This window comes from Streptomyces canarius (assembly GCF_014650735.1).
Classification (GTDB): domain Bacteria; phylum Actinomycetota; class Actinomycetes; order Streptomycetales; family Streptomycetaceae; genus Streptomyces; species Streptomyces olivaceoviridis.
Window position 1 is genome coordinate 230580 of sequence record NZ_BMVN01000002.1, and the last position, 20057, is coordinate 250636.

A 20057-nucleotide genomic window follows, 5' to 3' on the forward strand; every position below is an offset into this window, starting at 1 on the left:
TCATTCTCCGGATCGTCCGTCCCCGTCGACGGGGTTCGCCGCGTCGAGGATGCCGGGCAGCGCCCGGAGCAGCGCACCCGCCTCGTCGTCGCGGAGGTTCAGCGGCGGCATGAGCCGTACGACGTCGGGGGCGGGCGCGTTCACCAGGAACCCGGCCTCCTGGGCCGCCTGCTGCACCTGCGGTGCGCGCGGCCCGGTCAGCACGATACCCAGGAGCAGGCCCGCACCCCGGACATGATCGACCAACGGGTGGTTCAGGGCCTCGACGCCGTCCCGCAGCCTCTCGCTCTGCCGCTTGACGTGGTCGAGCAGGCCCTCGCCCTCGATGGTGTCGAGCACGGCGAGTCCGGCGGCGCAGGCGACGGGGTTGCCGCCGAAGGTGGTCCCGTGCTGGCCGGGCCGGAGCAGTTCGGCGGCCCGGCCGAAGGCCACGGTCGCGCCGAGCGGCAGGCCGCCGCCGAGCTGCTTGGCGAGGGTGACGACGTCGGGCAGTACGCCTTCGTGCGCCTGGTACTCGAACCAGGTGCCGGTCCGCCCGATGCCGGTCTGCACCTCGTCCAGGACGAGCAGCGCACCCGTGGCGGCGGTGATCGCGCGGGCCGCCTTGAGGTAGCCGGCCGGGGGCACGACCACGCCGTTCTCGCCCTGGATCGGCTCGATGACCACCAGGGCGGTGTCCTCGGTGACCGCGGCGGCCAGCGCCTGGGCGTCGCCGTAGGGGACGTGGGTGACCTCGCCGGGCAGCGGTCGGAACGGGTCCTGCTTGGCGGGCTGGCCGGTGAGCGCGAGGGCGCCCATCGTGCGGCCGTGGAAGCCGCCGTCGGTGGCGACCATGTGGGTGCGCCCGGTGAGCCGGCCGATCTTGAAGGCGGCCTCGTTGGCCTCGGCGCCGGAGTTGCAGAAGAAGACCCGGCCCTCCCGCCCGAACAGCGTCAGGAGCCGTTCGGCGAGGGCGACGGTGGGCTCGGCCATGAAGAAGTTGGAGATGTGGCCGAGGGAGCCGATCTGCCGGGTGACGGCCTCGACGATCGCGGGGTGGGCGTGGCCCAGCGCGTTGGTGGCGATGCCGCCGACGAAGTCGAGGTACTCCCGGCCCTCGGCGTCCCACACCTTGGTGCCCTCGCCGCGGACGAGGGGCAGCCTCGGGGTGCCGTAGTTGTTCATGAGCGCGCCCTGCCAGCGCTCGGTCAGCTCCTGGTTGCCCTGGTGGCCCGTCACTGCGCGTCCCCCTCAAGCTCGTCGGGCACGACCATGGTGCCGATGCCCTCGTCGGTGAAGATCTCCAGCAGGATCGAGTGCTGGACCCGGCCGTCGATGACGCGGGCGGTCGTCACGCCGTTGCGCACGGCGTGCAGGCAGCCCTCCATCTTCGGCACCATGCCGGAGCTCAGCTCCGGCAGCAGCTTCTCCAGCTGGGAAGCGGTGAGCCGGCTGATCACCTCGTCGGAGTTCGGCCAGTCCTCGTAGAGGCCCTCGACGTCGGTGAGGACCATGAGGGTCTCGGCGCCCAGTGCCGCAGCGAGTGCCGCAGCCGCCGTATCAGCATTGACGTTGTAGACATGTCCGTCGTCCTGGGAGCGGGCGATCGAGGAGACGACCGGGATGCGGCCGTCGGCGAGCAGCGCCTCGATGGCGCCCGTGTCGAGGGCCGTGATCTCGCCGACCCGGCCGATGTCGACCCGCTCGCCGTCGATCTCGGGGGTGTGCTTGGTGGCGGTGATGGTGTGCGCGTCCTCGCCGGTCAGGCCGACGGCGAACGGGCCGTGCTGGTTGAGCAGGCCGACCAGCTCGCGCTGCACCTGCCCGGCCAGCACCATCCGTACGACGTCCATGGCGTCCTCGGTGGTGACGCGCAGGCCCGCCTTGAACTCGCTGACGATGCCGTGCCGGTCGAGGGCGGCGCTGATCTGCGGGCCGCCGCCGTGCACGACGACCGGTTTGAGGCCGGCGTGCCTGAGGAAGACGACGTCCTGGGCGAAGGCGGCCTTCAGTTCCTCGTTCACCATGGCGTTGCCGCCGAACTTGATGACGACGACCTTGCCGTGGTGCCGGGTCAGCCAGGGCAGCGCCTCGATGAGGATCTGGGCTTTCGGCAGTGCCGTGTGTTTCCGCGTCGTGGTCATGAGGAGTAGGCGCTGTTCTCGTGGACGTAGTCGGCGGTCAGGTCGTTGGTCCAGATGGTCGCGGTCTCGGCGCCGGCGGCGAGGTCGGCCACGATGTGGACCTCGCGGTAGCGCATGTCGACCAGGTCGCGGTCCTCGCCGACGCTGCCGTTCTTGCAGACCCAGACGCCGTTGATGGCGACGTTGAGCTGGTCCGGCTCGAAGGCGGCCCGGGTGGTGCCGATCGCGGAGAGCACGCGGCCCCAGTTGGGGTCCTCGCCGTGGATCGCGCACTTGAGGAGGTTGTTGCGGGCGATGGAGCGGCCCACCTCGACGGCGTCCTCCTCGCTCGCCGCGTTGATCACCTCGACCTTGATGTCCTTGCTGGCGCCCTCGGCGTCGCCGATGAGCTGCCGGCCGAGGTCGGCGCAGACCTGCCGTACGGCCTCGGCGAACTCCTCGTACTCCGGGGTGACGCCGGAGGCGCCGGAGGCGAGCAGCAGGACGGTGTCGTTGGTGGACATGCAGCCGTCGGAGTCGACGCGGTCGAAGGTGACCTTGGTCGCGGCGCGCAGGGCCTTGTCCAGGGTCTCGTCGTCGAGGTCGGCGTCGGTGGTGAGGACGACGAGCATGGTGGCGAGGCCGGGCGCGAGCATGCCGGCGCCCTTGGCCATGCCGCCGACGGTCCAGCCGCCCGCACCGCTGACGACGGACGTCTTGTGGACGGTGTCGGTGGTCTTGATGGCGATGGCGGCCTTCTCGCCGCCGTGCTCGCTCAGGGAGGCGGCGGCCGTCTCCACGCCCCTCAGGACCTTGTCCATGGGGAGCAGCACGCCGATCAGGCCGGTGGAGCAGACGGCGACCTCGATGGCACCCCGGCCGAGCACCTCGGCGGCCTTCTCGGCGGTGGCGTGGGTGTCCTGGAAGCCCTGGGGGCCGGTACAGGCGTTGGCGCCGCCGGAGTTGAGGACGACCGCCGAGACCTGGCCGCCCTTGAGGACCTGCTCGGACCAGAGCACCGGCGCGGCCTTCACACGGTTGGAGGTGAAGACGCCCGCGGCGGCACGGCGGGGCCCGTTGTTGACCACGAGGGCGAGGTCGGGGTTGCCGCTCTCCTTGATCCCGGCGGCGATCCCCGCCGCCGTGAATCCCTTGGCTGCCGTGACGCTCACTGCATCTCCTTGTTCGCTTCTCCGCCCGTGCAGCGCAGCGGTGCGGCCATCGTCGTCGTCTGCGGCCCGGCGGCTGCACGCGCGTCGCTCACGGTGCGACTCCGATCGTGGAAAGACCCGTGGTCTCGTCGAGACCGAGGGCGATGTTCATGCTCTGGACGGCACCGCCCGCGGTGCCCTTGGTCAGGTTGTCGATGGCGCTGATCGCGATGATGCGGCCCACGGTGGCGTCGTACGCGACCTGCACCTGAACGGCGTTGGAACCGTGGACGGACGCCGTCGCGGGCCACTGGCCCTCGGGGAGCAGGTGGACGAAGGGCTCGTCGGCGTATGCCTTCTCGTAGGCGGCGCGCACCGCGTCGGCGGTGACCCCCTCGACGGCGGACGCGCTGCACGTGGCGAGGATCCCGCGCGGCATCGGCGCGAGGGTCGGTGTGAAGGAGACCTTCACGGTGTCCCCGGCCACCCCGCTGAGGTTCTGGATCATCTCGGGGGTGTGCCGGTGGCCGCCGCCGACGCCGTACGGCGACATGGAGCCCATGACCTCGCTGCCGAGCAGGTGCGGCTTGGGGGCCTTGCCCGCGCCGGAGGTGCCGGACGCGGCGACGATCACCGCCTCGGGCTCGGCGAGTCCGGCCGCGTAGGCCGGGTACAGGGCGAGGGAGACGGCGGTCGGGTAGCAACCGGGCACCGCGATGCGCTTGGACCCCGTGAGCCGGGCGCGGGCACCCGGAAGTTCGGGGAGGCCGTAGGGCCAGGTGCCGGCGTGCGGGGAGCCGTAGAACCTCTCCCAGTCGGCCGGGTCCTCGAGCCGGAAGTCGGCGCCCATGTCGATCACGAGGACCTCGGGGCCGAGCTGCTCGGCGACGGCGGCGGACTGCCCGTGCGGCAGCGCGAGGAAGACCACGTCGTGCCCGGCGAGGGCCTCGGGGGTGGTCTCGGCCAGCACGCGGTCGGCCAGCGGCAGCAGATGCGGCTGGAGCGCGCCGAGCCGCTGTCCGGCGTTGGAGTTTCCGGTCAGGGCACCGATCTCGACCCCGGGGTGCGCGAGGAGCAGGCGCAGGACCTCTCCGCCCGCGTATCCGCTCGCTCCGGCCACCGCCGCACGTACCGCCATGTCCATCCTCCTCCTGGATGGCATGACTATACGTATCGCTGCACGTTTATGCAATCGATCGGGGCAGCATCACCCAGCGGGAGACCACGAAGGTGACCGGGATCGCCGCGGCGGAGGCGAGCAGCGGGGCGAAGCGGCTGCCGGCGTGCAGGAGGTCCACGATCACGTAGACGCCCGCCGTGGTGATCAGGAAATTGGTCACGTTCGTCAGCGGGAACAGCAGGAATTTCCGCCAGGTGGGCCGCGTGCGGTAGGTGAAGCGCGCGTTCAGGAAAAACGACCCGATCATGCTGAGCAGAAATGCCAGGGTGTGCGCGGCCAGATAAGGAAGGGCGGTCAGGAACACCAGGTAAAGACAGTAGTAGGTCGCCGTGTTCACGACGCCGACCGCCGCGAAGGTCAGAATCTGCCGCATCAGGGGATGAGATCTTTCGTCCGTTCCACGTTGGTCGCCTTCACCAGGAAGTGCGGGCGCCCCTTCACCTCGTAGTAGATGCGGCCGGTGTACTCCCCGATGACTCCCAGCATGACCATCTGGACGCCCGCGAGGGCGGTGACGGCGGTGATGATGGTCACATAGCCGGGGGTCTGAACACCGTTGACGAGCGCGGCGCCCACGATCCAGGCGGTGTAGAGGCCCGCGCACAGCAGCAGGCCCACACCCAGCCAGAGCGCGGCGCGCAGCGGGCGGTTGTTGAAGGACAGCAGCCCGTCGAGGCCGTAGTTGAGCAGGCCGCGCAGGTTCCACGAGCTGCGGCCGGCCTCACGCGCGGCGTTCTGGTACTCGAAGGTGGTGCTCGGGAAGCCCACCCAGGCGAACAGGCCCTTGGAGAACCGGTTGGACTCGGTGAGCGCCAGCACCGCGTCCACCACCCGGCGCGACAGCAGCCTGAAGTCCCCCACGCCGTCGACGAGTTCGACGTCGACCAGGCGGTTGACGAGCCGGTAGTACAGCCGGGCGGTGAGGGTCCGGGTGAACCGGTCGCCGGTGCGGGTGCGCTTGGCGATGACCTGGTCGTGGCCCTGTTCGCGCAGCTCGACCATGCGCTTGATCAGCGCCGGGGGGTGCTGGAGGTCGGCGTCCATGACGATCACCGCGTCGCCCGAGGCGTGCCGCAGACCGGCGAGCAGGGCCGCCTCCTTGCCGAAGTTGCGGCTGAAGGAGACGTAGCGCACCCGGGCGTCGAGGTCCGCCAGCTCCTTGAGGACCGCGAGCGTGCGGTCCCGGCTGCCGTCGTCGACGTACACGAACTCCATGTCGTGGCCGAGGGGCAGCAGTTCCTCGGCGACCTTCTGGACCTCCTCGTGGAAGCGGGCGAGGACGTCCTCCTCGTTGAAGCAGGGCGCGACGATCGATATCAGCATGCGGGGTCCCCCCTGGGCGCGGTCAGAGAGCGCTGGTCACGCGCTCGCGCGGTGGTGTGGTCGTGGGCGGCGCCGGGGCGCGCCGGCGGCGGACGGCGGTGACGGCGGTGAGCAGGACGAGCGTCAGCAGCGAGGCGGCGCCCACGGTCGTGCCCAGCCGCAGGCCGGGTGGGTGGAAGGTGCAGGTCAGGCTGGTGGAGGTGCCGTCGAGGGGCACGGCGATCAGGCCGTGGAAGGCATCGGCGGGGCGCTCGGGTCCGTCACCGGTGGCGCAGCGCCAGCCGGCGATCCGGGGGGCCGCGACGACCGCGATGCCCTTGCTGCCGGGACGCAGCCGGGCCCGTAGCGTGGCGCCGGAGACGGTCACCTCGGTGGCTCCGGTCGCCTTCAGGCGGGCGGCGGCGCCGGCCAGCCGGGCCGTGTCCAGGCAGCCGACGGCGTCGGCCGGGATGCGGCCGGGCCGGTCCGGCCGCAGCTCGATCCGCACCGCCCCCGAGGCGGGGGCGGTGCCGAGCGGCTCCATGGCGGCGCGGGTGCGCGGGAACTGGAACCGGAACCGGGCGGGCTCCCCGGCGCCGGCGAGCCGCGCGGTGCCGGAGAAGTCCGGGGCCCACAGGTGGACCTGGGTGCCGGCCGGGCACCGGGCGGTGATCGTCGGCCGGGCCAGGGCGTTCCCGGTGCCGACCCGGCGGGACGGGAGCGCCCGCCCGTCGTCGTCGTGCACGGTGACGCGGGACACGGTGTAGACGCGGCTGCCGAGCAGCAGTTCCTGGTTGCGGTACGGCGACGGTCCGAACGGTGTCCTGTCGGGCGCCGCCCGGACGGTGACCAGGGGCGGTACGTCCCGGCGGGTGACGGTCACCGGGGCGGCGTACGGGGACAGGTGCTTGTGGTGCGGGTCGGGCGGGGAGTGCACCCGGGCGCCGACGGAGAAGACGACGTCCGTGACGGCGTTGTCCAGGCTCTGGACGTTGCGGCCGCGCGAGGTCCAGCCGTCGCCGAGGGCGGTGAGGGTGCGGCTGAGGACGTCCGAGGTCAGGCTGCTGTAGTACTGGGCGCCCTCGCCGCCCACCAGCAGCGGGTCGTTGCCGACGGTCTGCTCGCGGCCGGGGTCGGTGCGGTAGCGCGGCCAGTCGTCGGCCCCGGCGATCGCCGCCGCCTGCGTCTCCTGCCGCTCGCCCCAGGGCTCGTAGTCGTCCAGGTGCCCGAGGCGCAGCCGGGTGGCCACGGCCGAGGTGGCGGCCGTCTCGCCCACCTGGACGCAGAGGAGCAGGACGACGGCCAGTCCGGCGAGCCGGGTGCGGTGTCCGGCGCGGCCCAGCAGGACCAGGCCGCCTACGGCGCCCGCGAGGGCGAGCAGCAGCACCGGCCAGGTGTACGGCCGGACCAGCGTGCTGCGGCTCGCGACGGCCACGACCAGCACGAGCAGGGCGGTCGCGGCACCGAGGGCGCGCCGGTCGGGCAGGCCGTACGCCACGGCGTGCCAGGCGGCGACGACCAGCAGGCCGCACAGCACGAACGCCTGCCGGTAGGCGCTGCCCTGCGGGGTGGCGAAGGCGTGCCACAGCAGATGGGTGGGGCCCCACTGGAGGGAGAGGGCCACCAGGAGCGCCAGCGCCGTCCAGCCGGCGCGCACCGGGACCGGGACCGCGCGGTGGAAGGGCAGGGCGAGGGCGAGGAGCAGGGCGGTGATGCCGACGTAGAGGGCCGGGGAGCCGAAGCCGTAGGTCGCGGGCAGCAGCCGGGCGGCCACGTCCTCGGTGGGCACGGGGGCGAACCGGCGTACGCGGCCGGGGTAGGCGTGCTTCGTGCCGAAGTAGACGACCGTCACGAGCGGGGCGGCGAGGCCCATGCCGAGGGCGGTGGTGAGGACGGCGCGGCCGGCCGTGGCGAGCGCCTGCCGGCGCGGCGGTCGGGCGAGCAGCAGGCGCAGCAGCAGGACGAGGGCGGCGCCGAGGGTGGCCATGTAGGCGGTGTAGAAGTTGGCGGTCCAGGCGAGGGCCACGAGCAGGACGCCGGCCAGGCGCCGGCGTCCGGTGAGCGCCCACTCGCCGACCAGGCACAGCAGCGGCAGGGCGATCAGGCCGTCGAGCCACATCGGGTTGTAGGAGGCGTCGGCCGTGCTCCAGCCGCACAGCGCGTACGAGGCGCCGAGCAGGCCCGCCGCCCACCAGCGGCCGGGCCGCAGGGTGAGCAGCAGCCAGGCCATGGCCGCCGCGGCGGAGGCGGTCTTCAGGAGGGTGACGGCGTAGACGGCGAGGTCGATCTCGTCGCGCGGGAAGAGGGCCACGAGCAGGGCGTAGGGGCTGCTGAGGTAGGTGCCGAGGTCGGGCAGGAAGCTCGCGCCGTAGCCGGACTGCCAGTTGACGAGGAGGCCGCCGTGGCCCCTGCCGTGCAGCAGGTCCCACAGGTGGGCGTGGAAGGGCACGTACTGGTTGCCGAGGTCGTTGACGCTGCGGGTGCGGGGGCCGAAGGGATAGCTGCGCGCCAGCACGTCACCGGCGCAGAAGGCGGTGACCGTGACGGCGGCGGCGAGCAGGGCGGCGGCCTGCCGCGGCCGGGGGATCGCTTTCACACCCTGTTCCCGTCCGGGTGTCGCTGCGCGTTCCCGTGCGCTGTGCCGCTTTCGCCGGGCGGGGTATTGCGGTGCATTTTCGGCGGTCCTCACGGAATGTGTGCCCCATTGATTCGCCGACTTAGACGGGGCGCGATTCCGGATGGTTGCCCGGTCACCGGAAAGTCAGGCGACATCTTCCGAGCACGGGAAACACCGAGTGAATTAAACGTCCTGCCGGAAAACATTCGCTTTCCGGTAGGTGTTCTCAGGGTGAACCGGCCTTGCGGGCCGCGTAGGCCCGGGCCGACCGGACCCGGTGCCGCACCTGGTGGTGCACCAGCGGCGGGCGCCGTGGGAGCGCAGGAACCAGCCGGCACACCCCTGGGCGGCGCACTCGGTGAGCAGGTCCGCGTCGGCGCCGGTGAGCAGGCCGGTGGCGTCCTCGGCGAGCTGGGAGAGCGCGGCGGCGGCCGGGTTGCCGGAGTCGGGGACGTCGGCGCGGCGGGGGCCGTCGGCGGTCCGGGCCAGCCGCGGGGTGGCGGGGGCGGCGGCGAGGGTGGCGTGATCGAGATCGTGGAGGTGGACCGCACCACCTTCCTGCCGCCGCCGCAGCGCTTCGAGGCGGGTGTGCCGATGAACGCGCAGGCGGTGGGGCTCGCGGCGGCGGTGGAGTACCTGGAGCGGCTGGGCGTGGCCGAGGTGGCGGCGCACGAGGACGCGCTCACCGCCCGCGCCCTGGAGCTGCTCGCCGAGGTGCCCGGGGTCCGGGTGGTCGGTCCCGCCGGCCTCACCGACCGCGGCTCGGCCGTCTCCTGGACGGTCGGCGGCATCCACCCGGACGACGTCGGCCAGCTGCTCGACGAGCGGGGCGTCGCCCCCTTCGAGGTAGGAGCGGTTGCGCTCGTTCAGGCGGCCGGAGTCGTCCGCGACCCGCGCGGTGCCGGAGACCGTCCAGGCGGTGAGCGGGGTGTACGCCTTGTTGTCGTCGGTGGAGTACTCGAAGGACCGGTTCTGGACGAGTTCGGCGTACAGGCCGCCGTCGGCGGCGCGGTTGATGTCCTCGAAGAAGACGCCGTACATCGTCTTGTCGATGGTGGGCCCGGTGGCGGAGGGGTCGACGGTGACCGTGTAGTCGGTGACGTCCTCGGCGTGGGCGGGGGCGGGGAGGGCGGCCGTGGCGAGCAGGACAGCCCTCGTTCCCAGGCCGAGTCTCCAGCGGGCGGTGCGTGACATGGATACTCCGCGGCTCATTGTTCGAAATATCAGACATTGGTCAGCACTTCGAACGCACGATAAGAAAGGGGCATGAGCGCGTCAATGGTGCGCGGCGAGGGGCCGCGTAAGCTCCGGGGCATGGGTGAGTTCTGGCCGGTGCCCGACGTACTGGCCCATCTGGCCGGGCGCTGGCGCGTCGAGCGTGCCGTGCGGGACCTGGCGGGCGGGGGCGAAGGGCGCTTCACGGGGACGACCGTCTTCACCGCGCTGGACGGCGGTGGGCTGCTGCACGAGGAGTCCGGCACCTTCACCTGGCAGGGGGTGGCGCGGCCCGCCGGCCGGACCCTGCGCTTCCTGCCGGGACCCGGGCCCGGCCGGGCCGACGTGCGGTTCGCGGACGGGCGGCCGTTCCACGAGCTGGACCTGACCACGGGCCGGTACGTCGCCGACCACCCTTGCGCGGCCGACCTCTACCGCGGCGAGTTCACCGTCCGGGACGCCGACCACTGGCGCACGGTGTGGCGGGTCGGCGGACCGGCGAAGGACCTCGTCCTCACCACCGACTACGCGCGCGAAGGAGCGACCCGCTAGGCCCTGTCGTCTAAGTCCCGTCTGCCGCGCGGGGCCTGAGCCGGGACCCCGTCGAAGCGGAGGTTCCAGCGGCCGGCGTGGCCCGTGACCGTCGTGGTGGACAGCGGGCGGACGTCGAGGTTCCAGTAGGTCGGGGGAGGCGCCTTCAGAGCGTAGACCAGGGCCGCCCGGATCACGGACGGCTCGGCCACCGCGACGATCCGGCCGCCGTCGTCCGCCGGCCGGGTGTCCAGCCAGCCGCCGACCCGGGAGATGAACGCCAGCAACGACTCGCCGCCGTGCGGGGTGGACCGCGGGTCGGCGAGCCAGGCGTCCACCGCCTCCGGCTCCCGGGCCATCGCCTCGGCCGGCGTCAGCCCCCGCCAGCGGCCCATGTCGCAGTCCCGCAGCGCGAGCTGGACCAGCGGGGCGTACCCCAGGGCGGCGCCGGTGGCCCGGCTGCGCGGCGTCGGCGAGCAGTAGCGCAGCTCGGCCGCGGCCAGCGGCAGCAGGCACCCGGCGACGCGCTGCACCTCGTCCCAGCCGCCCTGGTCCAGCGGCCGGTCGTCCTCGAAGCGCTCCGCGAGCAGCGCGGCACCGCGCGCGGCGGCGACGAACGTCACCCTCAGTGGCATGCGGTGATGGTGGGCCCAGGCGGGCAACGGGTCAAGAGACGGTGCGCGGTCAGGCGTCGGCCGGCTGCCCGAAGGTGTGCACCATGTACAGCTCGGGACGGTCCAGCGGCCGGAAGCCCAGCTTCTCGTAGACCCCGTGCGCGTCCTGCGTCGCCAGCAGCAGCCGGCGCAGGCCGAGCGGTTCCAGGTGCGCGCGGATCCCGGCGACGAACGCCGTGCCGACACCCTTCCCGCGCACCGACGGATCGACGTACACATCGGCCAGCCAGGCGAAGAGCGCCTGGTCGGTGACCACGCGCGCGTACGCCACCTGCTCCTTCGAGGCCGTGTCGTACACCCCGAAGTTCAGCGAGGACGCCATCGCCCGCTCGTGCTTCTCGCGCGGGCGGCCGATCGCCCAGTACGCGTCGGACGACAGCCAGCCGTGCACGCGGTCCACGTCGACCCGGGCGGGGTCGGCGGAGAACTCGTACCCCTCGGGCAGATCGGACAGGTCAGGTGTATCGCTCATGCGGTGATCCTCACAGGCCCGGCCGCTCGCTGACGAGCGGATTCCGCACGGCCTCGTCGTACGCCGCCCGCAGCCGCCGCACCCCCTCCGCGATCTCCCCGGTGCCGGCGACCGCCGCGAAGCTCAGGCGGAGGTGGGCGGCGGGGGGTTCGGCGCTGAAGTAGGGGCGGCCCGGGGTGACGGCGACGCCGGCGCGCAGGGCCGCCGCGGTCAGCGCGGCCTCTCCCCCGGAGCCGACGGCGCCGTCGGGCAGGCGCACCCACAGGTGGTAGCCGCCGGACGGGATGTGCGGCAGGGCGAGGTCGGGAAGCTGCCGGGCGAGCGCGCTGGTCATGGCGTCACGGCGGGTCTTCAGCTCGGCCGACAGCGCCCGCAGATGGCGGGGCCAGGCCGGGGAGCCGACCAGTTCCAGGGCGGCCTCCTGGAGCGGCCGGGGGACGAAGAAGCTGTCCACGACCTGGATGGCGCGCAGCCGTTCCAGCACCGGCCCGTGCGCGGCCAGGGCGCTCACCCGGAAGCTGGGCGAGGTCGCCTTGGTCAGCGAGCCGACGTGGACGACCACGCCGTCCGGGTCGTCGGCGGCCAGCGGGCGGGGCAGCGGGGCGGCGTCGGCGTGCACGAGCCGGCGGACGTAGTCGTCCTCGACGACGAACGCGCCGGCCTCGCGGGCGATGCGCAGCACCTCGGTGCGCCGGGTGGGAGCCAGCACCGCGCCGGTGGGGTTCTGGAAGAGCGGCTGGCAGACGAAGACGCGGGCTCCGGTGGCGTGGAAGGCGTCCGCGAGCAGGTCCGGGCGCACTCCGTCGGGGTCGACGGGCACCGGGACGGGCCGCAGTCCGGCAGCGCGGGCGAGGGCCAGCATGCCCGGGTAGGTCGGCGACTCCACGAGCACCGGGGCGCCGGGCGGGGCGAGCGCGCGCAGGGCGGTGGCCAGCGCGGCCTGCCCGCCCGCCGCGATCAGTACCTCGGCCGCGGTGACGGCGCCGCCGATCCCGCGCGCGAACCACTCCCGCAGCTCCGGCAGCCCCTCCAGCGGAGGTCTCCCCCAGGCGCCGGGCCGCCGCCCGGCCCGGGCCAGGGCCGCCGCCATGGCGCGCTCCGGCTGGAGCGAGGGGTGCAGATAGCCGCCGCTGAGCTCCAGGACCCCCGGGGGCGGCGCGGCGAGCGAGACCGTGACGCCGGAGGCGTCCACGGTGCGCGGTACGAGGTCGGCGGCGCCGTCGGCACTCAGCGCGACCTCCTGCCAGGAGGTGTCCCCGGCGGGGGCCTCGCTCCGGTGCGGCCGGGCCCGGAAGGCGCCCGCACCCGGCCGGGTGACCACCAGGCCCTCGGCGGCGAGCCGGGCGAGCGCCCGGGAGACGGTCACGGGGCTCACCCGGAACCGCTCGACCAGAGCCCGGCTCGACGGCAGCTTTCCACCGGGAGAGTAGCGGTCGAGCTCCCTCCGCAGCTGTTCCGCCAGTTCACCCACGCTGCTACGCTCATGCATGAGAGCACAGAGTAGCGCTACTACCGCGAGTCCGATAGCAGTCAGCGCTCCCCGGGAGTCCCGGGGACTCGGCACCGTCCAGGCCGCCCTCGGCGTGGTCGCCTTCTCCCTGACCTTCCCCGCGACCGCCTGGGGCCTGGAGAGCTTCGGCCCGTGGTCGCTGGTGGCGGTGCGCGGCGTCCTCGCCGCACTCGTCGCCGGCGGCTGTCTGCTGGCCCTGCGCGTACGGCTCCCGGCGCGGCGGCACCTCGCCGGGCTCGCGGTGGTCGCCGCCGGAGTGGTGCTCGGCTTCCCGATGCTGACCACGCTCGCGCTCCAGACGTCCACCACCGCCCACGCGGCCGTCGTGGTGGGCCTGCTGCCGCTGACCACCGCCGTGTTCTCCGCCCTGCGCACCGGCGCCCGGCCCTCCCGCCGGTTCTGGCTGGCGGCCGTGGCGGGCGCGGCGGCCGTGCTCGCCTTCACCGTCGGCCAGAGCGGCGGCGCGCTCACCACGGCCGACGGCTATCTCTTCGGGGCGCTGCTGGTGTGCGCGGCCGGGTACACCGAGGGCGGCCGGCTGGCCCGGGTCATGCCGGGCTGGCAGGTCATCGGCTGGGCGCTGGTGCTGTGCCTGCCGCTGACCGTGCCGGCCGCGGCGCTGGCGCTGTCGTACGAGCCGGTGCGCCTGAGCGGGCACGGCGTCGCGGGACTGGTGTGGGTGGCGCTCGGTTCGCAGTTCCTCGGCCTGGTCGTCTGGTACCGGGGGATGGCGGCCATCGGCATCCCCCGGGCCAGCCAGTTGCAGTTGGCTCAGCCCCTGCTCACACTGGTGTGGTCGGCGCTGCTGCTGGGCGAGCACTTCACGGTGGCCGCTCCCCTGACCGCCCTCGCCGTGCTCGTGTGCATCGCCGTCACTCAGCGGTCGTGATCGTGAGGAGGGCCTGTAGATGCGCGCGTCCAAGGGCGACAAGCTGGTCCAGCACGGCAGGGTGGTGGGTCAGCACGACCACGTCTCGGAAGTCGTAGAAGTGCTCGGGCAGGAGGGCAACCCGCCGTACCGCGTCCGTTTCGAGGACGGGCACGAGGCGATCATGTCCCCCGGACCCGACTGCCAGGTCAAGCACAGGGACGAGCAACAGCACTAGTCAGCGAGGTGGTTCCGCCGGCCCCCGGTAGTGGTCGGCGACCACCCGTGCCATCGCCCCGATCGGATCGGCCGCCAGGTCCGCCGCGGCGAAGAACACGTGCCCGCGCACCTGCGGGTACCGGGCGGCGAGGGTCAGGTGCCGGGACAGCTCGACCGGGTCCCGCCAGGCCGACGACTCCCCGGCGGCGCCCGCCCGGTACAGGGCCTCGCCGATGTACAGCTCGGTCCTGGTGCCCTTCGCGACCTGCGCCCACCACGCCAGGAGCCGGGCGTAGTCGGCGGCGGAGTACCCGATGTGCCAGTAGAGCTGCGGGACGATGTAGTCGATCCAGTGGTTGCGGACCCAGGCGCGGGTGTCCGCGTACAGGTCGTCGTACGTCTCCACACCCGCCTGTGTGTCGGAGCCGCGCGGGTCGGTCGACGCGTTGCGCCACACCCCGAAGGGGCTGACCCCGAACCGGGTGCCGGGCCGGACCCGCTTGATGCCGGCGGCCATCTCCCGCACCAGCGTGTCGATGTTGTCCCGGCGCCAGGCGGCCCGGGAGGAGAAGGCACCGCCGTGGCGGTCGTACGCGTCGTCGTCGTCGAAGGTCTCCCCGTCGGCCGGGTAGGGGTAGAAGTAGTCGTCGAAGTGGACGGCGTCGACGGGGTAGCGGGCGACCGCGTCGAGGATCGCCTGCCGCACGAAGGCGCGGACCTCGGGCAGGCCCGGGTTGTAGTAGAGCCGGCCGTCGTAGGGCACCACCCAGTCGGGGTGCCTGCGGGCCGGGTGCGAGGCGGTCAGCCGGCCCGGGTCGGTGTGCTGGGCGATCCGGTACGGGTTGAACCAGGCGTGCAGCTCCAGGCCCCGGGCGTGCGCCTCCCGCACGGCCGTGCCCAGCGGATCCCAGCCCGGGTTCCTGCCCTGGGTGCCGGTGAGGTACTCGGACCAGGGTTCGTACGGCGACGGCCACAGCGCGTCGGCCGTGGGCCGCACCTGGAGGATCACCGTGTTGAGCCGGTCGCGGACCGCGCGGTCGAGGTGCGCGATCAGCTCCTTGCGCTGCGCGCTCGCCGCGAGGCCGGTCCGCGAGGGCCAGTCCCGGTTGACGACGGTGGCGATCCAGACGCCCCGCATCCCGGCGCTCGCGCGCGCGGCGCGGTCGGTGGGGTGCGGAGCCGGACCCGCCCGGCCCGGTGCCAAGGCCGCCGTGCTCCTGGTCGGCACGGCCGGTACCGTCGCCAGCGTGGACAGCGCGCCCAGGGCGAAGGTCCGCCGCGACATGCGCCCCATCGACACACCCCCATACGCTCCGGATCCGCTCCGTCACGGATCGTTCCGCGGTTCAGAATGCCCCACCCCGGCGATCGATCATCGATACTTGGCGGTAACGTGCACGATCGGAGCAGGCGCCGAACCCGGAGGTCTGCCAGCGAGCCGGAGAACTCAGCGAAGGGAACGATGTGACCGACATCGAACGCGTCGGAGTCGTGGGCTGCGGCCAGATGGGCGCGGGCATCGCCGAGGTGTGCGCCCGCGCGGGACTGGACGTGAAGGTCGCCGAGACCACCGGCGAGGCCCTGGAGATCGGCCGTACCCGGCTGTACAACTCCCTGGCCAAGGCCGCCGAGCGCGGCAAGATCAGCGAGGAGGAGCGGGACGCCACCCAGGCGCGGCTGAGCTTCACCACCGACCTCGGCGAGTTCGCCGACCGGGACCTGGTGATCGAGGCCGTCGTCGAGAACGAGCAGGTGAAGACCGAGATCTTCCAGGTGCTCGACCAGGTGGTGGCCCGGCCGGACGCGATCCTTGCCTCCAACACCTCCTCGATCCCGCTGGTGAAGCTGGCGGTCGCCACCTCCCGCCCGGACCACGTCGTCGGCGTCCACTTCTTCAACCCGGCCCCGGTGCAGAAGCTGGTCGAGCTGATCCCGGCGCTCACCACCTCCGAGGGCACGCTCAGCCGCGCCCAGGTCTTCGCCGAGAAGGTGCTCGGCAAGCACGCCATCCGCGCCCAGGACCGCTCCGGCTTCGTGGTGAACGCGCTGCTCGTGCCGTACCTGCTGTCCGCGATCCGGATGTTCGAGTCGGGCATCGCGAGCCGCGAGGACATCGACAACGGCATGGAGATGGGCTGCGCCCACCCGATGGGTCCGCTGAAGCTGTCCGACCTGATCGGCCTGGACACCATCGTCTCCATCGCCAACTCGATGTACGCCGAGTACAAGGAGCCGCTGTACGCCGCTCCCCCGCTGCTCCAGCGCATGGTGGAGGCGGGCCGGCTCGGCCGGAAGTCCGGCTCCGGCTTCTACACCTACGGCTGATTACGAAGAGCGACGCCTGCGGGCCCGGCACCGGATTGCGGTGCCGGGCCCGTCTGTTTCACACACCGTGTGCGCGCCGGGCACGCATATGCCCGCCACACACGCTCCCCACGCGCCCACCAGGCGAGTTGACTCATCATGCGCATGCAAGGGATGCGGAACCACCCATTTCGACCACCGAAAGGAGCGGACCCGTGACCGCCGAACCGGAGCATCCCGTGGTCCATGGAGAACTCGCAGAGTTACGGCGCCGCCTCGACGTGGCCTACGCCCGTGTCGAGGGAGGACTGGCGCTGCTGCGTCACCGTACCGAGGAGACCGCCAAGGAACTGGACGAGCTGAACACCCGGATGGCCTCGCTGGAACACGCACGCTGGCCGCTGCCCTCGCTCGCCGCGCTGACCGCGCTCGGTGCGCTCGTGGTGACGGTCTGGCAGGCGCTGGCGACCCGCTAGCCGCCGGCTCCCTAGCCTTCGGCGAGCCTGAGGTGGTGCAGCAGGAGTAACGCGGCCGCCATGTTGGCGGCCGGGACCTCCCCACGGGCGATCAGGTCGGGGACGAGCTTCAGGGGGACCCATTCCCGCCGGTCCGACTCGAAGTCGTCCACGGGGTGCCCGACGTACTCGCCCCGGTCGGACCAGTAGATGTGGTGCCGGGCGTCGGTGAGGCCGTTGGACGGCTCCACGCTCATCAGGTGGTGCAGGGGCCCCGGCCGCCAGCCGGTCTCCTCCTCCAGTTCCCGGGCCGCCGCGCTCGCGATGTCCTCGCCGTCCTCGACGACGCCGGCGGCCAGCTCCCAGCCCCAGCTGTCGGTGATGAAACGGTGCCGCCACAGCAGCAGCACCTCGTTCGCCTCGTTGACCACCGTGGCCACGGCCACGGGGCGCAGCCGGATCAGGAAGTGGTCGAGGTGCCGGCCGTCCGGCAGCTCGACATCTGCGAGATTGACGCTGAACCAGCGGTTTTCATACACAGTCTGCTCGCTTTGTTTCGTCCACTGCACGGTTCTGCCACCTTCCGCCGAGTAAGTGGCAATATCGCAGCAGGGACGGTGCGCCCACAGGGGGCCTACAGCGGTACGCGCAGTGCCCCGTCGATGAGTTCGGCGGCTTCGGCGGTGCCGGCCGAGCCGCAACGCACCAGGTGCTCGCGTACCGCGCGCAGTCTGTCGCGCAGCCGCTGGGACTCCATTCCCCGTGCCTGCTCCGCCATCCGCACGGCGGTGGCCACGGCCTTGTCGGCGTTGCCCTGGCGCAGTTCGATGGTGCTGAGCATGGCCAGCCGGTGCACCCGCCCCCGGTCGTGGGCCGGGTTGTCGACGGCCGCCGCCGCGTGCTCCCGGGCGGCGGCGAGTTCCCCGAGGCTCAACAGCGCCTCGGCCACCTGGACGTTGACCAGCCCCGGCTGCACGTACCCCGTCTCGTCGGGCTCGTAGCCCCGCCGGATCCGCTCGGCCGCCGTCTCCGCCCGCCGGATGCAGGACAGCGCGCTGCCGCTGTCCCCGAGGTGCGCGTACGCCTTGGCCTGCATCGCGTACAGGTCGGAGGCGAGCGCCGGGGTGATGTGCCGGCCGGCGGCGCGCAGCGCGGCCTCGGCGAAGGCGACGGCCTGCCGGTACTCCCGCATGAACAACGACTGGTTGACCAGCAGCGCGATGACGTACGCCCCAAGGCCCCGGTCCCCGCTGGCCTTCGCCAGCCGCAGCGCCTGGTGGAAGTAGCGCTGCGCGAGCCCGTGCGCGTCGGAGTCGTACGCGCAGATGCCCGCGATCGCCACCAGCCCGCCCGTGGCCCGGTGCAGTTGACGGCCGGTGGCGTCGGTGTAGCTGCCCCGCAGCAGCGGCGCGGCCTCGGCGTTGAGGAACCCGACGATCCGCGTCCGGGTCGCGACGCCGCCGGCCTTGCGGTACATCTGCTCGTAGTGCGTCCGGGCGGCGCGCAGCATCTCGATGTCGGCCGTGGTGACCGGGTGCCGGCCACCCCGGGAGACGTCGACGTCCTCGGGCGGGTTCTCCCACTCCCACACCGGCATCACCGCCGGAGTCCCGGTGACGGCCGGGGCGCCCAGCACATGGGGCCGCTGCTGTTCGTCCGAGCGCCACAGGGCGGTGGCCCGCTCCACGAACCCGCCCAGCGAACCGGCGTGCGGGGTGCCGGGCTCACCGGGCACGCCGAGCCCGATGTCGTCGAGCGTGACGGGGCGTCGCAGCCGTGCCGCGAGCACTTCGCAGATCAGGTCCGGCACCTGGCCGCGGGGCCGCTGGCCCTTCAACCAGCGCGCCACGGCGGTGTGTTCGTACCGCAGGGCGAGTCCGCGTCCGCGGCCCGCCTGGTTGACGTGGGCGGCGAGACCGGCGTGCGAGATGCCCGCCTCGTCCAGGATGGCGTCGAGCAGGGTGTTGGGCTGCATGGGATGCCCCCCGAGTGGCCTGGTGCGGTCAGCGTAGTGGCTCCGCGTTCACACGGGGTGTGAACGCAGTGCCCGTATCCGGTGTGTACGCGCACTGTTGCGGAGCGTGTCGGTCCGGTTGACGGGATGCCTCGCAAGAGGCCGGCCGAGCCGCCGGCTCCCCCTCGAACGACGGCGGCTCGGCCGGGGGCTAGTGGTACGTCGTCGGCCGCGGGTGGGTGGGGGCCGTGCGCGTTCGCGTGGCGGAGCCGCTGACGTCGTCGCCCCGCGCGCCCGGGGAGTTGCAGCCCGCCCCTCTTCGGCCGTTGCGCAGGACCAGTACCGCGACGTCGTCCGTCGGTCTGCCGACGGTGTGGCGCAACAGGCCCGAGAAGACGGTGCGCAGGACCGCCTGGGGTGAGACCGGGTGGTCACGTACGGCCTCGCGCAAGGCTTCCGGCAGCGAGAAGAACCGCCCCTGGGCGTCCCGCGCGTCCTCCGCCCCGTCCGTGAAGAGGACCAGCGACTCCCCCGGGTGCAGCCGGCCGCAGGACAGCACCTCCAGCTCCGTCGGCAGCGGGAACGGCCCCAGCGGCGGAAGGGGTTCCCCGCCGGTCAGCTGCTCGACGCCGGTCCCCCTCAGCGCATACGGCCAGGGATGGCCGCAGTTGAGGGCGCGCAGGCCGCCGTCCCCGTCGATCTCCAGGAGGAGCACGGTGACGAACTCCTCGGCGACCGGGTTGCCGAGGTCGGCGGGGCCGTTCGCGGGGTGCTCGGCGCGGGCGCGTTCACGCAGGTGGCGGGCGAGGGCGCGGTCCAGTCTGCGGAGCACGCGGTCGAGTTCGGGCTCGTCGTGGGCGGCCTCGCGGAAGCTGCCGAGGAGGGCGGCGACGGTACCGAGGGCGGCCAGACCGTGCCCCCGTACGTCCCCCATCACCACCCGGACCCCGTGTTCCGTGGCGATGGCCTCGTACAGATCGCCGCCGACGCTCGCGCCCCGGTCGGCCGAGAGCTGGGCGGCGGCGACGTCGATCCCGTCGAGCCGTGGCGGCAGCGGACGCAGGACGACGTCCTGCGCGGCGTTCGCCGCCCGCCGGGCGAGCCGCAGCTCCCGCAGCAGGGAGCGGCGGACATGGACTATGAGACCGGTGCCGACGGCGAAGAACACGGCACTGGTGACGATGCGGGCCCCGAGCCCGTTCTGCTGGGCGAGCGGACAGCCGAACTTGTAGCCGACCGCGACGGCTCCCCAGACCGTGGGCAGTACTGCCACCCGCCCGGTGGGCGCCCGTGCCTTGATGCGGATCATGCCTCTGGTCCCCCATATGGGCCCTGACAGAGGAATCGGACCGGCCCCGAAAGGCCGGTCCGATTCTGTCGACGGCATGAGCCGGGCGGGGAGGATCACCCTCACTTCCCACCCGAATGAGTGAGAGACCCGGCGCCGACGTGCATTTATGCGGGCGACAGCGGGGTCGGACGCCCCTGGGGGCGCGGGGAACC

20 protein-coding genes and 2 pseudogenes are annotated in these 20057 nt (G+C 72.9%); 6 read left to right on the top strand and 16 right to left on the bottom strand.

From position 1 onward, the window contains the following. The 8 genes from IE294_RS03530 to IE294_RS49565 all read right to left on the bottom strand — a co-directional run bounded on the left by IE294_RS03530 (position 1) and on the right by IE294_RS49565 (position 8958). Positions 1-1218, bottom strand: a complete 1218-nt coding sequence (locus tag IE294_RS03530) for an acetylornithine transaminase (protein WP_189882166.1) — start codon at positions 1216-1218, stop codon at positions 1-3. Continuing rightward, the gene (gene argB, locus IE294_RS03535; protein WP_189814832.1) at positions 1215-2123 is read right to left on the bottom strand and encodes an acetylglutamate kinase; all 909 of its coding nucleotides are present in this window, start codon (positions 2121-2123) and stop codon (positions 1215-1217) included. Before argB ends, IE294_RS03530 begins: the two co-directional genes overlap by 4 nt. After that, complete coding sequence (argJ, locus tag IE294_RS03540; RefSeq protein WP_189882168.1) at positions 2120-3274, bottom strand: bifunctional glutamate N-acetyltransferase/amino-acid acetyltransferase ArgJ; 1155 nt, start codon at positions 3272-3274, stop codon at positions 2120-2122. Before argJ ends, argB begins: the two co-directional genes overlap by 4 nt. Before the next feature lie 88 nt (positions 3275-3362). Continuing rightward, positions 3363-4391, bottom strand: a complete 1029-nt coding sequence (gene argC / locus IE294_RS03545; protein ID WP_189882170.1) for an N-acetyl-gamma-glutamyl-phosphate reductase — start codon at positions 4389-4391, stop codon at positions 3363-3365. A gap of 46 nt (positions 4392-4437) precedes the next feature. Continuing rightward, positions 4438-4806: a GtrA family protein gene (locus tag IE294_RS03550; protein ID WP_189882172.1), complete on the bottom strand. Its 369-nt coding sequence runs from the start codon at positions 4804-4806 to the stop codon at positions 4438-4440. Further along, positions 4806-5756 (bottom strand): glycosyltransferase family 2 protein, encoded by a 951-nt coding sequence (locus tag IE294_RS03555; RefSeq protein ID WP_189882173.1) that lies wholly within the window; start codon positions 5754-5756, stop codon positions 4806-4808. Before IE294_RS03555 ends, IE294_RS03550 begins: the two co-directional genes overlap by 1 nt. Positions 5757-5778: 22 nt before the next feature. After that, entirely contained in the window at positions 5779-8331 is a 2553-nt protein-coding gene (locus tag IE294_RS03560) for a YfhO family protein (protein ID WP_189882174.1), read from the bottom strand. Positions 8332-8535: 204 nt separating this feature from the next. Next, the gene (locus IE294_RS49565) at positions 8536-8958 is read right to left on the bottom strand and encodes a CGNR zinc finger domain-containing protein (protein ID WP_373315779.1); all 423 of its coding nucleotides are present in this window, start codon (positions 8956-8958) and stop codon (positions 8536-8538) included. Between IE294_RS49565 and IE294_RS49570 the strand changes: the two are divergent. After that, a pseudogene (locus IE294_RS49570) lies at positions 8893-9129 on the top strand (aminotransferase class V-fold PLP-dependent enzyme); the annotation flags it as partial. The gene IE294_RS49565 and the pseudogene IE294_RS49570 overlap by 66 nt on opposite strands. 65 nt (positions 9130-9194) lie before the next feature. Here the strand turns inward: IE294_RS49570 and IE294_RS03575 are convergent. Then, positions 9195-9546 (bottom strand): annotated as a pseudogene (locus IE294_RS03575) (alpha-L-arabinofuranosidase C-terminal domain-containing protein); the annotation flags it as partial. A gap of 120 nt (positions 9547-9666) precedes the next feature. Between IE294_RS03575 and IE294_RS03580 the strand changes: the two are divergent. Then, complete coding sequence (locus IE294_RS03580) at positions 9667-10119, top strand: DUF6314 family protein (protein ID WP_189882176.1); 453 nt, start codon at positions 9667-9669, stop codon at positions 10117-10119. Here IE294_RS03580 and IE294_RS03585 read toward each other — a convergent pair. Genes IE294_RS03585 through IE294_RS03595 form a run of 3 tightly spaced genes read right to left on the bottom strand, consistent with a single transcriptional unit; the run spans position 10116 to position 12733 of the window. Then, the gene (locus IE294_RS03585; protein WP_189882178.1) at positions 10116-10733 is read right to left on the bottom strand and encodes a histidine phosphatase family protein; all 618 of its coding nucleotides are present in this window, start codon (positions 10731-10733) and stop codon (positions 10116-10118) included. The two genes, IE294_RS03580 and IE294_RS03585, sit on opposite strands and share 4 nt — an antisense overlap. A gap of 49 nt (positions 10734-10782) precedes the next feature. Beyond that, a complete protein-coding gene (locus tag IE294_RS03590) occupies positions 10783-11244 on the bottom strand; it encodes a GNAT family N-acetyltransferase (protein ID WP_189882179.1) in 462 nt (153 codons plus the stop codon). 10 nt (positions 11245-11254) lie between these two features. Then, a complete protein-coding gene (locus IE294_RS03595) occupies positions 11255-12733 on the bottom strand; it encodes an aminotransferase-like domain-containing protein (protein ID WP_189882181.1) in 1479 nt (492 codons plus the stop codon). Here IE294_RS03595 and IE294_RS03600 point away from each other — a divergent pair. Continuing rightward, complete coding sequence (locus IE294_RS03600) at positions 12732-13643, top strand: DMT family transporter (protein ID WP_189882183.1); 912 nt, start codon at positions 12732-12734, stop codon at positions 13641-13643. The two genes, IE294_RS03595 and IE294_RS03600, sit on opposite strands and share 2 nt — an antisense overlap. Before the next feature lie 19 nt (positions 13644-13662). Further along, positions 13663-13860, top strand: coding sequence for a DUF1918 domain-containing protein (locus IE294_RS03605; RefSeq protein ID WP_171158007.1), 198 nt, complete (start codon positions 13663-13665; stop codon positions 13858-13860). Here IE294_RS03605 and IE294_RS03610 read toward each other — a convergent pair whose 3' ends face one another. Beyond that, on the bottom strand, positions 13861-15135 hold the full coding sequence (locus IE294_RS03610) for a glycoside hydrolase family 10-like protein (protein ID WP_189882185.1): 1275 nt from the start codon (positions 15133-15135) through the stop codon (positions 13861-13863). A gap of 170 nt (positions 15136-15305) precedes the next feature. On the opposite strand from IE294_RS03610, the gene IE294_RS03615 reads away from it, so the two are divergent. After that, entirely contained in the window at positions 15306-16166 is an 861-nt protein-coding gene (locus tag IE294_RS03615; RefSeq protein ID WP_189882187.1) for a 3-hydroxybutyryl-CoA dehydrogenase, read from the top strand. A gap of 194 nt (positions 16167-16360) precedes the next feature. Further along, positions 16361-16621 (top strand): hypothetical protein, encoded by a 261-nt coding sequence (locus IE294_RS03620; protein WP_189882189.1) that lies wholly within the window; start codon positions 16361-16363, stop codon positions 16619-16621. Between the two features lie 11 nt (positions 16622-16632). On the opposite strand, the gene IE294_RS03625 is transcribed toward IE294_RS03620, so the two are convergent. The 3 genes from IE294_RS03625 to IE294_RS03635 form a co-directional block, all read right to left on the bottom strand. Then, positions 16633-17169: an NUDIX hydrolase gene (locus tag IE294_RS03625; RefSeq protein ID WP_078611712.1), complete on the bottom strand. Its 537-nt coding sequence runs from the start codon at positions 17167-17169 to the stop codon at positions 16633-16635. A gap of 65 nt (positions 17170-17234) precedes the next feature. After that, positions 17235-18575, bottom strand: coding sequence for an NsdA family TPR-like regulatory protein (locus IE294_RS03630; RefSeq protein ID WP_189814817.1), 1341 nt, complete (start codon positions 18573-18575; stop codon positions 17235-17237). A gap of 190 nt (positions 18576-18765) precedes the next feature. Next, entirely contained in the window at positions 18766-19863 is a 1098-nt protein-coding gene (locus tag IE294_RS03635) for a PP2C family protein-serine/threonine phosphatase (RefSeq protein WP_189882191.1), read from the bottom strand. Positions 19864-20057 lie beyond the last annotated feature (194 nt).

Coding starts and splice junctions, on each gene's coding strand:
- argB (WP_189814832.1), bottom strand. CDS start 2,123: ATGACCACGACGCGGAAACACACGGCACTGCCGAAAGCCCAGATCCTC.
- argC (WP_189882170.1), bottom strand. CDS start 4,391: ATGGCGGTACGTGCGGCGGTGGCCGGAGCGAGCGGATACGCGGGCGGA.
- IE294_RS03550 (WP_189882172.1), bottom strand. CDS start 4,806: ATGCGGCAGATTCTGACCTTCGCGGCGGTCGGCGTCGTGAACACGGCG.
- IE294_RS03555 (WP_189882173.1), bottom strand. CDS start 5,756: ATGCTGATATCGATCGTCGCGCCCTGCTTCAACGAGGAGGACGTCCTC.
- IE294_RS03580 (WP_189882176.1), top strand. CDS start 9,667: ATGGGTGAGTTCTGGCCGGTGCCCGACGTACTGGCCCATCTGGCCGGG.
- IE294_RS03585 (WP_189882178.1), bottom strand. CDS start 10,733: ATGCCACTGAGGGTGACGTTCGTCGCCGCCGCGCGCGGTGCCGCGCTG.
- IE294_RS03590 (WP_189882179.1), bottom strand. CDS start 11,244: ATGAGCGATACACCTGACCTGTCCGATCTGCCCGAGGGGTACGAGTTC.
- IE294_RS03600 (WP_189882183.1), top strand. CDS start 12,732: ATGAGAGCACAGAGTAGCGCTACTACCGCGAGTCCGATAGCAGTCAGC.
- IE294_RS03595 (WP_189882181.1), bottom strand. CDS start 12,733: ATGCATGAGCGTAGCAGCGTGGGTGAACTGGCGGAACAGCTGCGGAGG.
- IE294_RS03605 (WP_171158007.1), top strand. CDS start 13,663: ATGCGCGCGTCCAAGGGCGACAAGCTGGTCCAGCACGGCAGGGTGGTG.
- IE294_RS03610 (WP_189882185.1), bottom strand. CDS start 15,135: ATGGGGCGCATGTCGCGGCGGACCTTCGCCCTGGGCGCGCTGTCCACG.
- IE294_RS03630 (WP_189814817.1), bottom strand. CDS start 18,575: ATGCAGCCCAACACCCTGCTCGACGCCATCCTGGACGAGGCGGGCATC.
- IE294_RS03635 (WP_189882191.1), bottom strand. CDS start 19,863: ATGATCCGCATCAAGGCACGGGCGCCCACCGGGCGGGTGGCAGTACTG.